Origin of the sequence: Halobacillus litoralis (assembly GCF_009856445.1) — a bacterium.
Taxonomy (GTDB): domain Bacteria; phylum Bacillota; class Bacilli; order Bacillales; family Halobacillaceae; genus Halobacillus; species Halobacillus litoralis.
The window spans coordinates 1-12825 of the sequence record NZ_WMFA01000008.1; the positions used below are offsets into that span (position 1 = coordinate 1).

The following is a 12825-nucleotide window of genomic DNA, read 5'->3' on the forward strand; positions in this document are numbered from 1 at the left end:
GGTAGCTTATGGTTTCATCAAGATATCGATGGACGGCTTGAAATTTGTCTTCATTCGTAAATTTATTCAAGGTGTATCCCCCTTCGGTCAGAGTTAGAAGGTGTCCAACTCTTGGGGGTCACTTCAAAGCACGAGGAGGCTTGCCGTCATCCCCGCAGGAAAGCGAGTAGCTTCCCAGCCACCCCTGACGCTCAATCCGGGCAACGAACCCCGTAAAGTCTCGAAACTGAGTCTTCCACAATCCTGCCATTATCTTCAATAAAAATAGTAAGCGTGATGATAAATAATGAAATAAAAAGTTATTGACTTCTTTTTTTATTGAGGTACACTAAAAATGAAATAAATGATGTATTTCATTACAAAACTTTTATTGGAGATGATGAAATGACTATCTTCGCAAACCGAGTCAATAAAACGTATCAGAGCGGAGAAGTAAAAGTTGAGGCACTACGCCAGGCTTCATTAGAGGTACCAGATAAGAAAATCGTGACGATTCTCGGACCTTCAGGGTCAGGGAAATCAACATTATTAAATGTTATTGGAGGAATCGACCGTTACGATTCAGGATCAATCCAAGTAGGAGACACGGTCCTCGATCAACTGAAGGATCGCCAGCTCACGGATTACCGCCGGAAGTTCGTTGGCTTCATTTTTCAACAGTACAATTTAATACCGACACTGACCGTTGAAGAAAATGTGGAGGTCGGACGGGAATTGAGTCAGAAACCGCTTGATATGAAGGATATCTTAGAAAAAGTAGGGATGTGGGATAAGAAAGATAAATTCCCTTCTCAACTGAGCGGGGGTGAACAACAGCGTGTCGCAATCGCGAGAGCACTGATTAAGAACCCGCAGATTTTACTCTGTGATGAACCGACAGGAGCCCTGGATGAAGAAACGGGAAAAAATATTTTGAAGTTGTTGAAGTTCGTTAATGAGCAGTATGGAACGACAGTTTTGATCATCACTCATAACCAGGGGATTGGCGAGATGGCTCATTCGGTTATCCGAATGAAAAGCGGTGAAATTGTGGATGCCTATGAAAATGAAAATCCTGTCCCTCCAGAGAAGGTGACCTGGTCATGATTTTAAAGAAATCTGTGTACCGCACTTTAAAGGAAAAGAAATTCCAATATGCCGGGGTGGCTGTTCTTCTTTTACTAGCAGTTATGCTTTATGTGTCCTTATCCATGGCCATCACGACTCTGGAATCGAGAAATGAAACATTTACGGAAGACTACAGACAGGAAAGCTTTCATTTTGTAGCTGGAGGGGATGTGACCGATGAACAGCTTTCTTTATGGGAAGATGAGTACAATGTCGTTTTAGAAAAACGGAATTATGCAGATTTTGAGATCGATGATTCGACATTACGTACGTTCACGACTACTGACACAGTTAACATTCCTTACATCGCTGAAGGGAAAGCACCGTCCAGTGCTCAAGAACTGGCTATTTCCAAAGTGTTTGCTGAGAAACATCAATATGAGCTGGGTGATGTCCTAACACTGGGTGATCGGGAATTTGAAATTACAGGATTCGTTTACTTGCCTGATTACATTTATATGGTCGAACAAATGACGGATTTGTTAGCGGATGCTGAGAAATTCGGAGTCGCCGTCATATCCGGTTCTGATATTTCAGAGGTAAATGGACAGACACAGATCTTAGGATGGACAGATGATGGAGCGGTGCCCGAGGGGTTTAGAGAAGCGGTGAGTGCAGAAACGGCACTTTTGCAATTTGTTCATTCAGAAGATAATCCACGCATTGGGTTTGTGGAAACAGAAATTCAAGGCGCTAAGAGCATGACAACGACATTGCCATTGTTCATTCTTGCTCTTTCGATTGCTATGGTGCTGATGCTCATGAAGCGACGGATGGAAATGCAGAGAAAAGAAATAGGTACGCTCATGGCCCTCGGGTATCGTAAGAAAGAATTGGTCCGTCATTATTTAGGTTATGCCTGGATAATCGGGTTAGCGGGCACAGTCGGTGGTTTAGCTGCAGGTGCAGGTCTGTCTGTACCGCTTTCGAACTTGTATGCGAACTATTTTAACTTACCTGCTCTATCCATGTTTGACTGGAATCCTTTCGTTCTTGTTATAGGATTTGTCCTGCCTTTATTGCTTTTGATCTTACTCACCACCTTCGTTATTAATCGGACATTGCGGACAGAACCGCTGACGCTTCTTAGACCGAAGGAGATGTCCAGTGGGAAAAAATCCTGGCTGGAAAAACTTCCGCTTTTGCAAAAAGGTGGTTTTATCCGCAGGTTCCGTTTGAGGTTACTGGTGAGAAATAAAGCGAGAAGTTTTTATATTTTTATTGGGGTGATGTTTTCAACCGTTTTATTATTGTTCGGGTTCATTACTTTTAATAGCATGGACCAGCTTGTAGAAACGACGTATAAGGATATTTTGAAATACGACTATGCGGTCCATTATCAATCATTAATGACGGAAGAAACGGATGAACAACAGAGTCCTTTTACAATGAACGAACTTGGTGTCGTTGATGAAGATGTGAAAATTACGGCATATGGAATGGAAAAAGAGAATCGATATATTCAGTTGAGTGCTGATGGGGAAAGTCTAGAATCGCAAATATCTGAAGGAGCGATTATCAGTGCGCCTTTAGCTGCTGTACTTGGTGTGGGGGAAGGGGATGACATCAACCTCGAGAACTCATTGAACTCAGAGACGATGAGGGTGGAAGTCGTAGCCGTTGCTGATCTTTATATTGGGAATAACTTGTATCTTCCGCGTGTTGAATTGAATGATTTTCTAGGTTTCCCCGATGAAGGATATACAGGAACATGGCAGAAACAATCTCCACAAAACAGCGGAAATATTTATATGGTAGAAGATAAGCAGAAGGCTATAGACAGTTTTGAATCGACAACAGGAGCAACGAGAGCGTCTGTTGCCGGCATGGCTGTATTTGCTGTATTGATTGGTGTAATTGTTCTTACTTTGCTCACCAATTTAATCGTTGAGGAAAACTCACCTTCTATATCGTTGTTTAAAGTGATGGGCTACCATGACAAAGAAGTATCCAAACTTGTTTTAAGTGTGTACACTCCTATCGTTTTGATTGCCTACTTTGTGTCCATACCTCTGGCGAGTTTGAGTTTGGACCAAACGATGAATACATTAGTTCAAGAGACTGGTTTTCTTATGCCGACAGATGTAGCATGGTGGATGGTCCTGACAGGATTCATTGTAATCATGCTTACGTATTGGCTCTCTCTTGGATTATCGAAACGAAAGTTGAAAGATGTATCTTTACAGGAAGCATTGAAAAAGCAACAGGACTAGAGAAAAAGGACAGCGGCCCGGCCGCTGTCCTTTTTCGCGCGCAAGAAGCCAGGAACGCGCGCAAGAAGCCAGGAACGCGCGCAAGAAGCCAGGAACGCGCGCAAGAAGCCAGGAACGCGCGCAAGAAGCCAGGAACGCGCGCAAGAAGCCAGGAACGCGCGCAAGAAGCCAGGAACGCGCGCAAGAAGCCAGGAACGCGCGCAAGAAGCCAGGAACGCGCGCAAGAAGCCAGGAACGCGCGCAAGAATGCCAAAATGCGCATAAAAAAAGCGAGCGTAATGCTCGCTTTTTATCTAACCAAAGAATTTCTTTAATACCGCAAGACCAAGTTGGGATCCTGGATAGCGGAAGTTTTGATCGAAACGGGTGGTTTGTTTTGTGATGCTTTTCTCGTGCGTAAAGGTTTCAAAGCTCCGTTTGCCATGATAACTGCCCATGCCGCTCTCACCAACGCCTCCGAATGGGAGGTGTGGATTGATAATATGGTAAAGGGTGTCGTTGATGCATCCACCGCCGAATGAGATCGAGTTAAGGATGCGCTGCTGTTCAATTTCGTTTTCCCCGAAGTAATAGAGGGCAAGTGGCTTAGGACGACTGTTGATTTTCTCAATTGCTTCATCAAGGTCATGGTAAGTCAGGACAGGAAGCACAGGTCCGAAGATCTCATCTTTCATAACCTGATCCTCCCAGGACACCTGGTCGAGAATGGTAGGTGCGATTTTGTGTTTAGATTCATCCAAAGAACCGCCGACCACGACCGTTCCGGAATCAAGGTAAGAAGATACGCGTTCGAAGTGCGTTTGGTTCACGATTTTGGTGTATTCTTCATTGTTCAAAGGATTTTCTCCGTAAAACTGCTGGATGTACTTTTTCATGGCACGGATTAAGTCCGCTTTCACCTCATGGTGTACGTAAAGGTAATCAGGTGCAATACATGTTTGACCTGCATTGGTGAATTTACCCCATACAATCCGTTTCGCAGCAAGGTCGATGTTCGCATCTTTGTGAACAATCGTCGGGCTCTTTCCTCCAAGTTCCAATGTGACCGGGATGAGCTGTTTACTCGCTTTCTCCATAATGATTTTACCGACGGGGACGCTCCCGGTGAAGAAGATATAGTCTAGCGGTTGTTCAAGCAGCTCCTGGGTCACCTCTTTATCGCCTTCGATTACGGCAATATAGTGGGGAGGAAAGTACTGTTCTATCATTTTTTTCAACACCCATGAAACGGTTGGTGTTAGTTCGGATGGTTTGATGATGACCGTATTTCCTGCTGCAATCGCGCCGATTACCGGAGCAAGGGCTAGCTGGACAGGATAGTTCCAAGGGGCAATGACCAATACCGTGCCATAGGGTTCTTTTCGAATGAAGTTTTTTGAGCCTGTATGGGTAAGTGGGGTCTTCACTTTAGTCGGCTGCATCCATGTTTTCAACTGTTTCACATGATGATCGATCTCACTTTTTAAAAAGGCGATTTCAGATGCGTACGCTTCATATTCCGATTTGTTCATATCGAATTTCAATGCATTGAGAATTGGTTTCTCAAAGGTCGTCAGCATCTTCTTCATTTTTAACAGCTGTTCTTTTCGGAAAGCATAGCTTTTCGTATGTCCTTCCTGGAACCATGTTTTTTGTTGCTTGACCGTTGCGTGCATACAGCTCCTCCTTCGTTAAGTACGTTTAATGGGATGTTGATAAAAATCGTGTGCAATCGTGGTGTTTGGGAACAAATTCTGTGCTTCTTCCAGGAGCTCCTCCACGGAATCTCCCTGGTATCTGGAAGAGACGTGATTCAAAATCAGTTCCCCAACATTTGCGTTCTTTGCAAGGGTAGCGGCTTGTTTGACGGTGGAATGAAAATAATCATAAGCCATTTTTTCCTCATTTCCAGCGAATGTGGCTTCGTGGACGAGAACGTCGCTGTCTCTTAAGACTTCTTCAAGATGCGGCAGGTAGCGTGTGTCTCCCAATATGGCGACTTTACGTCCCTTTTTAGGAGGCCCGATGACATCTTTGCGTGTGATGACTCTTCCATCTTCCAGGACCGTCCGTGGTTGATTCTTGATTTTTTGATAAACAGGTCCTGGTTTGATCCCAAGCGCCTTCAGCTTTTCCGGCTGAAGTTCACCAAGCTGATCTTTTTCTTTAAGGATATATCCATAGCTTTCAAGTCCATGTTCAAGTTTGACGGCTTCAACGACAAACTGTTCGTCTTCGAAGAGTTCTCCTTCTTCCACTTCTTCAATGTAAAGGGGATAGCGAAGGTGTGTTCCGCTCAATTCGAGACTGATATCAATGTAATCTTTTAACCCGCGCGGCCCGTAAACGGTTACAGGTGTTTCACCACCTTGGAATGAACGGCTGCTCAATAAACCGGGCAGTCCGTAAATGTGATCCCCGTGAAGGTGAGTAATAAAAATCACTTCAATTCGTCGCGGTCGTATGTTTGTATTCAATATTTGCTGTTGTGTGCCTTCTCCACAGTCAAAAACCCAAGTCGTTCCTCGCTCTTCAAGAAGGCGGAGGACAAGGGAGGAGACATTTCTTTCTTTTGATGGGACACCAGATCCCGTACCTAAAAAAAATAGTTCCATTGCCAACACTCTCCTACACTTATCATGATACCACCAGAAGGGGGAGAACACACTTGAAAAGCCATAAAAAAACTGCCGGATGTTTTTCCGGCAGTTCACAATTGTTCACCAAGCACGATTGTATTGTCTGGGTCCTTCTAAGGAGTAGCCAAGTTCATCTGCTGCTTCTTTTGGCCAATAAGGATTTTTTAGGAGCGCGCGGGCAAGGAAAATCAAGTCGGCCCGTTCATTTTGCAAAATTTCTTCTGCCTGGTTGCCGCTTGTAATCAGACCAACGGCACCCGTGTCGATGTCGGCTCCCTTTTTAATTTGTTCAGCATACGTGACCTGGTATCCGGGGTAGGGATCAATTGCTGCAGGCACGACACCACCTGAGCTTACGTCGATGAGGTCCACACCCTGAGACTTCATCTCACGGGCAAAATAGATAAAGTCGTCCATCGTGTTTCCATCTTCATGATATTCTTCTCCAGAGACTCTGACAAACAGAGGCCCCTCCCATTCTTGTTTAACGCCTTCAATCACTTCACGCAGGAAACGATACCGGTTTTCACGGGTGCCTCCATATTCATCGTTCCGCTTGTTCGTAAGAGGGGAGAGGAATTGATTGATTAAATACCCGTGTGCTCCGTGAAGTTCAATTACATCAAAGCCCGCTTTTTCAGACCGGCGAGCTCCCTCGCGGAAAGCTTCCACTGTACGTTTAATGTCTTCTTTTGTCATTTCTGTCGGGACCTTCATGGATGAACTGAAAGCTTCAGCACTAGGGGCGAAAATTTCATCCCTTAAGTTGGCCTTTCTTCCGGCGTGAGCCAGTTGAATCCCCGCTTTAGCTCCGTGACGGTGAATGCCTTCATTGATTTTTTGTAAACCTTCGATATGTTCGTCGCTCCAGATGCCAAGGTCTTCATGGGAAATACGGCCTTCAGGTAAAACGGCAGTGGCTTCTGTAATGATCAATCCAACTTGTCCGGCCGCACGACTTTCGTAATGGGCAAGGTGAAAAGGCTGAGCGTAACCGTCCTGGTTGTCTGACGAATACATACACATGGGAGACATGACAATCCGGTTTTTTAACGTGACGTTCTTTACTGTATAGGGTTCAAATAATTTATGTTTCAACGATGGTCCTCCTCCGAGTTACGGAAAAATTGTTTCAATTCTTTGATCGAATACCGGTTCCCACGCCATTCAATTCCCCCACGAATCCATGTCAGGATGAGTGCTCTTGCAAGCATGAAAACAAACAGGATGGCAAAGATCGGCAGGCCGAATACCATCCACCATGGATAGTTTGTGAATGAACGGGTGGTTAAACCATATAAACAAAATAACAAAAGGATGTTGATTGCGCTAATGATTTGAACGGCGGGACTCCCGATAAAGACGAAAATGAAGGGAAGTACCTGGGAAAACAGGACACCGAAAAGGGCAAACAAGGAGAGGGCAATAGAATAATTCAATCCAGCAAATGCATTCTTTTCGAAACCCTTTAGTGCAGACTTGAAATCAGGATACCACTCGACTGAGAGAAGGTACTTGGCTGTTACAAGCTTTTGTCTGAAGCCAGCTGCCTTGATCTTCTGTCCGATGGCAAGGTCATCATCGGGTCGGAAACGCACCACTTCATGTGTCCCGATTTTTTGATAACATGATTGGGTCATCATTTGGAAAGCTCCGATCCCCATCCCACCTTTAGGTTTCTTCTGGTTCGCCGTCCATGGTCGTTTTAAATAACCGAAACCGAACAAAAAGTAGGAAATCAAGCCGCGTAACGCAAAAGAGCGGGCTTTTAGATCCGGTGCTGCTGTGAGGTGATCCAGTTCTTCTGCTTTCATGAATGTTATTGCTCTAGCGAGGGTCTGTTCTTCAAATTGAATGTCTGCGTCTGTAAAAAGTAAATAAGCGCCAGTGGCAAGCTCGGCGCCTTTTTTTAGAGCATGATTTTTCCCTAGCCATCCTTCCGGCAGGTGGCGGATATGAACGGCTTGGACATCAGGGTACAACGCAGATGCTTCATCGATGAGCGCACCTGTTCGATCAGTGGAGCGGTCGTTCACAGCTATGACTTCGAACATGACCCCTTCCTGTTTTGTCAGTGTATGAATCGTCTCGTGAATTGAATCTTCCTCGTCTTTAGCCGCAATAATTACAGAAATAAGCTCTGTCGTTTGAGAAGGATGGGTCTGTTCGAGTTTTGGAATATTTCTCATTCCTATAAGGAAGTCCATCAGTAGAATCATCCATACAAAAAGGAGCCCAGCAAACACCCAGAACATATTAACGGTTTCTCCGTTTTCGATAAAAGTCACGGTATTCGATAGCCTGATGAGGGACATCTGTGAAAATTCCATTGACACCCAGGCTGTAGCACTTCTTCATCATGGAAGGACGGTTGACCGTATAGATGCGGAGTTCGAGATTTTCTTTATGGCAGCGTTTGACGAGCCTCTTATCCAGAAGACGGTGTTTTACATGGAGTGCGTCACACCCCTCGGACTTGGCATACTGAGGGAGGTTACGCATCTTGGTCGATGTCAGGAATGCGGTCTGAACCGATGGGTTGATTTCTTTCATGCGTGTGAGGGAATCAACATTGAAGCTGGAAATAACGGTCCGCTCAAGAACGTGATAACGTTTTAGGGCTTCATAGACAATCCGTTCAATGTTTTTATAGGCAATGACGTTCGTTTTCAGTTCGATATTTAAGAACATAGGCTGGTCACGAAACCAGCGAAGAAACTCGTCCAGTGTTACAATATAAATGTCAGAAAATTTAGGAGAAAACCAGCTTCCTGCATCAAGCAGGCGCAGCTGAGCATATGTATAGTCTTGTACGAACCCTGTTCCGTTGGTAGTACGTCTCAGGTTCTCATCATGGATGAGGACGGGGATTTGATCTTTGGTAAGCTGCACATCGGTCTCGATGCCGTCAGCTCCGGCTGCACGCGCCAGCTCAAACGCGGGCATCGTATTTTCCGGAGCCAGCTTACTTGCTCCTCTATGAGCGTAGATAAGGGTTTTCATCGTGACGTTCACCTCTTCCAAGTAGCTTATGAGTTTGATTGTGTTTGATAATTCAGGAAAAGTCAATAAGGAGTGAGACCCCATGACCGTTTGGCAGACGAAAGAGCAGTTGACGGATCTACTATGTTCCCTTGTAGAGTACCCTAGTATAACGAACAGCAATGAGGAAATCGCAATCATCGAATACTTATATTATATTTTAGAAGATCGCGATTATTATAAAAAACGGCCCAGCCACCTCAACTTGCACCCGCTGGACGATGGGCGTCAATTACTGACAGCCTTAGTGAAAAAAGACGAATCCAAGGAAACGCTCGTCTTGATTTCCCATGTGGATGTCGTGGGAATCGAAGATTATGGATCCTATCAGAACCTTGCTTTTTATCCCCGTGAGCTCACCCAGGAGCTACATAAGAATATCGAAGATCTGCCGAAAGAAGCTGCCCGTGATCTGGAGTCAGGGAATTGGTTGTTCGGACGTGGAACCATGGATATGAAAGCAGGACTTACCGTACATTTATCCCTTTTGGAAAAAGCGATGGCCGGTGAGTTTGACGGGAACCTGCTTCTCGTCGCTGTTCCGGACGAAGAAGTGAATTCGGAGGGAATGCTGGCTGCTCTTCCTGCTCTTGCAGACATTCGTGATAAAGAGGGACTTGTCTATAAAGCCGCTTTGAACGGCGAACCGATGTTCAGCAAATACCCTGGCGATCCTGCTTATTATTTGTACACGGGTTCTATCGGAAAGACGCTGCCGGGCTTTTTGTGCTATGGAAAAGAAACACATGCTGGTGAGCCCTTTGGAGGTTTGAACGCCAACCTGATGGTCAGTTACCTGGCACAGGAAATGGAACTGAATGAAGCTTTTATTGAAAAGGTCGGCGGAGAGCGGACCCCGCCTCCACTCAGTCTGATGCAGCGCGATTTGAAATTTGAGTATTCGGTTCAGACACCTCAGGCAGCGGTCGCGATGTACAATGTCCTGTATATGAAGCAGTCCATTGCTGAATTGAATGAAAAGCTTCTGCAGGCAGCCCAGCGAGCGAAGGCGAAAATCATCAATCATTACCATCATCAGGCTTCCTTTTATTTGGAAGGTACCCAGACATCTGCTTTCCATCCGGATATCACGATTCTGACCTATGATCAGTTATACAAGGAAGCGGTCGCACGTTACGGAAAAATGGAAGTGGACCGCCGTCAAAACCGGTTAGTCAATTTGAGAGACCAGGGTGATCGGGATTTCTCAACCACACTGGTCCAGAGTCTGGCATCCTTATGTAAAGATATCAGTCCGATGATCGTCCTTTTTTACAGCCCACCCTTTTATCCAGCTGTGTCCTCGAATGATGATCCTTTCATTCTGCATGGGGCCAAGGTTGCCATCGATTATGCGAAGGAAAAGTTTGACGAAGATCTTGAAGTGGTGGAGTATTTTACAGGGTTGAGCGATTTGAGTTTTATCGGTCCGACATCTTCCACCTCTTCCCTGTCAGATTTGACAAAGCAGATGCCGATTCACGGAAATGGGTTTGAATGGCCGTCAGAAGTGATGGAATCGATCACAATGCCGATCATCAACATCGGACCATTAGGAAGAGATCCGCATCAGTGGACGGAGCGACTGGAATTATCATACAGCTTTGAAAAACTGCCGCAGATTTTGACACAGGTTATTCATGAGTTCTTTAAGAAAGAGCGGGAATGAAAGGATATTAGAACTATTTTTTTGGAAAGTCGGTGGTAGAGTGGGTGTTATTTTTGTGACAGGGTTATCTGGTGTTGGTAAAACCAGTGTCCTGCAAAGGCTGCATCATGAAGGGTACTACGTGGTGGATACTGATAATCATGGTTTCACAAAAAAAGTCGCTTCAGGAGAAGGGGAGGAAATCGTATGGGATGGAGAAAAAATCTCCCATCTCATCGAAAGAAAAAGGCACACTCATTTAATCCTTTCCGGGTGTTATTCAAATCAAGGGAAGTTCTATAAATCTTTTGATTATGTCGTTCTTCTTGAAGCTACTTTAGGTGTCATGCTTGAACGTGTGAATAAAAGAAAGACAAATCCTTACGGAAAGCATCCAGAGGAGAGAAAGGCAATCATAGAAAGTTTTACTCATGTGCTGCCAAAACTGAGAGCGGGGGCAGATGTGGTGATTGATACTTCAAAGGTGGGCATTTCTGAAACGGCCGATCGTCTGAAAAGTTTAATGATCCTGGCACATCAGGTCAGGATTTAGATAAAAAAGCGTCCGGAAATCATTTCCGGACGCTTTTGTTTATGATGGATTAACCATTGTATTCGAATCCTGCTCCAGGACCGATTGGTGCACCGGTCAACATCCAAATCAACAGCATCAGTGTCCATATGGCAAAGAATGCAATGGAATAAGGAAGCATGGTAGAAATCAATGTACCAATACCGACCTTCTTATCATACTTCTGTGCGAACGCAATGACGATTGCGAAATACGGCATCAATGGTGAAATGATGTTCGTTGTTGAGTCGGCGATCCGATAAGCGAGTGTCGTAAGCTCCGGAGAGTAACCGAGCTGCATCATCAACGGTACGAATACAGGAGCCATAATCGCCCATTTTGCTGACGAGCTTCCGATAAACAGGTTGATGAAACCAGCTACGAACATGAAAGCAATGATGAGACCGATGCCTGTGAAACCAATGGAATCCAAGAACTCGGCACCGCTGACAGCAATGACTTTTCCGAGATTCGTATGGTTGAAGTAGGCAACGAATTGACCTGCCGTGAAGGCGAGGACAATGTAGATTCCCATGCTCGCCATCGTTTCAGACATTTGATTGGCTACGTCCTTATCATTCTTGATTTCCTCTGTAATCTTCCCGTAAACATAACCAGGAACGAAGAACATGATCAGAATGACAGGCACTAAGCTATGGAAAAATGGAGATGCTAAGAAATCATCAGGGTTACGCAATGGCCCCCAGGATGGTACGACGAGCAGAGAAAGCAGCCCGATGGTCACGATAAACGCGATCAGAGCACCGATCATCCCTTTTTTCTCAAGTGGAGAAAGGTAATTGACTTCTTCTTTCACGCCACCTTTGTATTCTCCTAAACGCGGTTCAACAATCTTGTCTGTCACTAGTGTTCCTACAATCGTAAGGACAAAAACAGATGCAATCATGAAGTAATAGTTCATCGTATAAAGGATGGTATCCGCATAGGCAGGATCAATGGTTGCTGCTGCCTGAATCGTCAAATCACCAAGCAATGGGTCCAACGACGTAAGGAGCAAGTTGGCACTGAAACCAGCCGAAACCCCGGCAAATGCTGCGGCAAGACCCGCAAGTGGGTGACGGCCAAGACCAGCAAATAAAACGGCTCCGAGTGGTGTCAAAACAACGTAACCCGCATCAGCAGCCATACTGGACATGATACCACCGAACACGAGCGCTGCTGTCATCAATGAACGTGGTACGGATGTAACGAGTCCACGAAGCATCGCACTAATCAGCCCTGAGCGTTCAGCTATTCCGATACCAAGCATTGTCACAAGAACGGTACCGAGAGGCGCGAAGCCTACGAAGTTTTCTACCATGCTTTCAAACATGTATTGAATACCGTCACTGGAAAGCAAGTTGACGACTTGTAACGTTTCGCCGGTCGCTGGGTCTTCGACTTCCACGTTCATCGTGGAGAAGATCCAGGAAGCGACGACAACCATGAGTGCAAATATTGCGAACAATGTGACAGGGTGAGGCAATTTATTCCCGACGCGCTCAATCCAGTCGAGTATGCGCATTGTCAACCCTTTCTTTTCTTGTTGTTCCATGATCTTCCTCCTTATTGACCTTTACATTTCTTTAAAATTTACAATGACGCGTTAAAGTATAATGGGAAGTA

General features: G+C 45.2%; 10 protein-coding genes. 4 read left to right on the forward strand and 6 right to left on the reverse strand.

The window, feature by feature from the left end:
- Positions 1–384: 384 nt before the first annotated feature.
- Together GLW00_RS15645 and GLW00_RS15650 are read left to right on the forward strand one after the other, a co-directional pair.
- Entirely contained in the window at positions 385–1086 is a 702-nt protein-coding gene (locus tag GLW00_RS15645) for an ABC transporter ATP-binding protein (RefSeq protein ID WP_160915619.1), read from the forward strand.
- Positions 1083–3320: an ABC transporter permease gene (locus tag GLW00_RS15650; protein WP_160915620.1), complete on the forward strand. Its 2238-nt coding sequence runs from the start codon at positions 1083–1085 to the stop codon at positions 3318–3320. The genes GLW00_RS15645 and GLW00_RS15650 overlap by 4 nt, the downstream gene beginning before the upstream one ends.
- Positions 3321–3613: 293 nt before the next feature.
- On the opposite strand, the gene GLW00_RS15655 is transcribed toward GLW00_RS15650, so the two are convergent.
- From GLW00_RS15655 to GLW00_RS15675, 5 genes are all read right to left on the reverse strand, one after another.
- Positions 3614–4975: an aldehyde dehydrogenase gene (locus GLW00_RS15655; RefSeq protein ID WP_160915622.1), complete on the reverse strand. Its 1362-nt coding sequence runs from the start codon at positions 4973–4975 to the stop codon at positions 3614–3616.
- A 15-nt stretch (positions 4976–4990) separates the two neighbouring features.
- The gene (rnz, locus tag GLW00_RS15660; RefSeq protein WP_160915624.1) at positions 4991–5914 is read right to left on the reverse strand and encodes a ribonuclease Z; all 924 of its coding nucleotides are present in this window, start codon (positions 5912–5914) and stop codon (positions 4991–4993) included.
- A gap of 105 nt (positions 5915–6019) precedes the next feature.
- Positions 6020–7036, reverse strand: a complete 1017-nt coding sequence (namA, locus tag GLW00_RS15665) for an NADPH dehydrogenase NamA (RefSeq protein WP_160915626.1) — start codon at positions 7034–7036, stop codon at positions 6020–6022.
- A complete protein-coding gene (locus tag GLW00_RS15670; protein WP_160915628.1) occupies positions 7033–8193 on the reverse strand; it encodes a glycosyltransferase family 2 protein in 1161 nt (386 codons plus the stop codon). The genes namA and GLW00_RS15670 overlap by 4 nt, the downstream gene beginning before the upstream one ends.
- Position 8194: 1 nt before the next feature.
- Entirely contained in the window at positions 8195–8941 is a 747-nt protein-coding gene (locus GLW00_RS15675; RefSeq protein WP_160915630.1) for a glycerophosphodiester phosphodiesterase, read from the reverse strand.
- A gap of 82 nt (positions 8942–9023) precedes the next feature.
- On the opposite strand from GLW00_RS15675, the gene GLW00_RS15680 reads away from it, so the two are divergent.
- Entirely contained in the window at positions 9024–10649 is a 1626-nt protein-coding gene (locus GLW00_RS15680; RefSeq protein WP_160915632.1) for a M20/M25/M40 family metallo-hydrolase, read from the forward strand.
- Between the two features lie 55 nt (positions 10650–10704).
- Positions 10705–11181: an AAA family ATPase gene (locus tag GLW00_RS15685; protein WP_160915634.1), complete on the forward strand. Its 477-nt coding sequence runs from the start codon at positions 10705–10707 to the stop codon at positions 11179–11181.
- 49 nt (positions 11182–11230) lie between these two features.
- On the opposite strand, the gene GLW00_RS15690 is transcribed toward GLW00_RS15685, so the two are convergent.
- The gene (locus tag GLW00_RS15690) at positions 11231–12754 is read right to left on the reverse strand and encodes an AbgT family transporter (RefSeq protein WP_160915636.1); all 1524 of its coding nucleotides are present in this window, start codon (positions 12752–12754) and stop codon (positions 11231–11233) included.
- Positions 12755–12825 lie beyond the last annotated feature (71 nt).

Bases quoted from the DNA above. Each gene is read 5' to 3' on its own strand.
- GLW00_RS15645 (WP_160915619.1), top strand. From the start codon at position 385: ATGACTATCTTCGCAAACCGAGTCAATAAAACGTATCAGAGCGGAGAA.
- GLW00_RS15650 (WP_160915620.1), top strand. From the start codon at position 1,083: ATGATTTTAAAGAAATCTGTGTACCGCACTTTAAAGGAAAAGAAATTC.
- GLW00_RS15655 (WP_160915622.1), bottom strand. From the start codon at position 4,975: ATGCACGCAACGGTCAAGCAACAAAAAACATGGTTCCAGGAAGGACAT.
- rnz (WP_160915624.1), bottom strand. From the start codon at position 5,914: ATGGAACTATTTTTTTTAGGTACGGGATCTGGTGTCCCATCAAAAGAA.
- GLW00_RS15670 (WP_160915628.1), bottom strand. From the start codon at position 8,193: ATGTTCTGGGTGTTTGCTGGGCTCCTTTTTGTATGGATGATTCTACTG.
- GLW00_RS15675 (WP_160915630.1), bottom strand. From the start codon at position 8,941: ATGAAAACCCTTATCTACGCTCATAGAGGAGCAAGTAAGCTGGCTCCG.
- GLW00_RS15680 (WP_160915632.1), top strand. From the start codon at position 9,024: ATGACCGTTTGGCAGACGAAAGAGCAGTTGACGGATCTACTATGTTCC.
- GLW00_RS15690 (WP_160915636.1), bottom strand. From the start codon at position 12,754: ATGGAACAACAAGAAAAGAAAGGGTTGACAATGCGCATACTCGACTGG.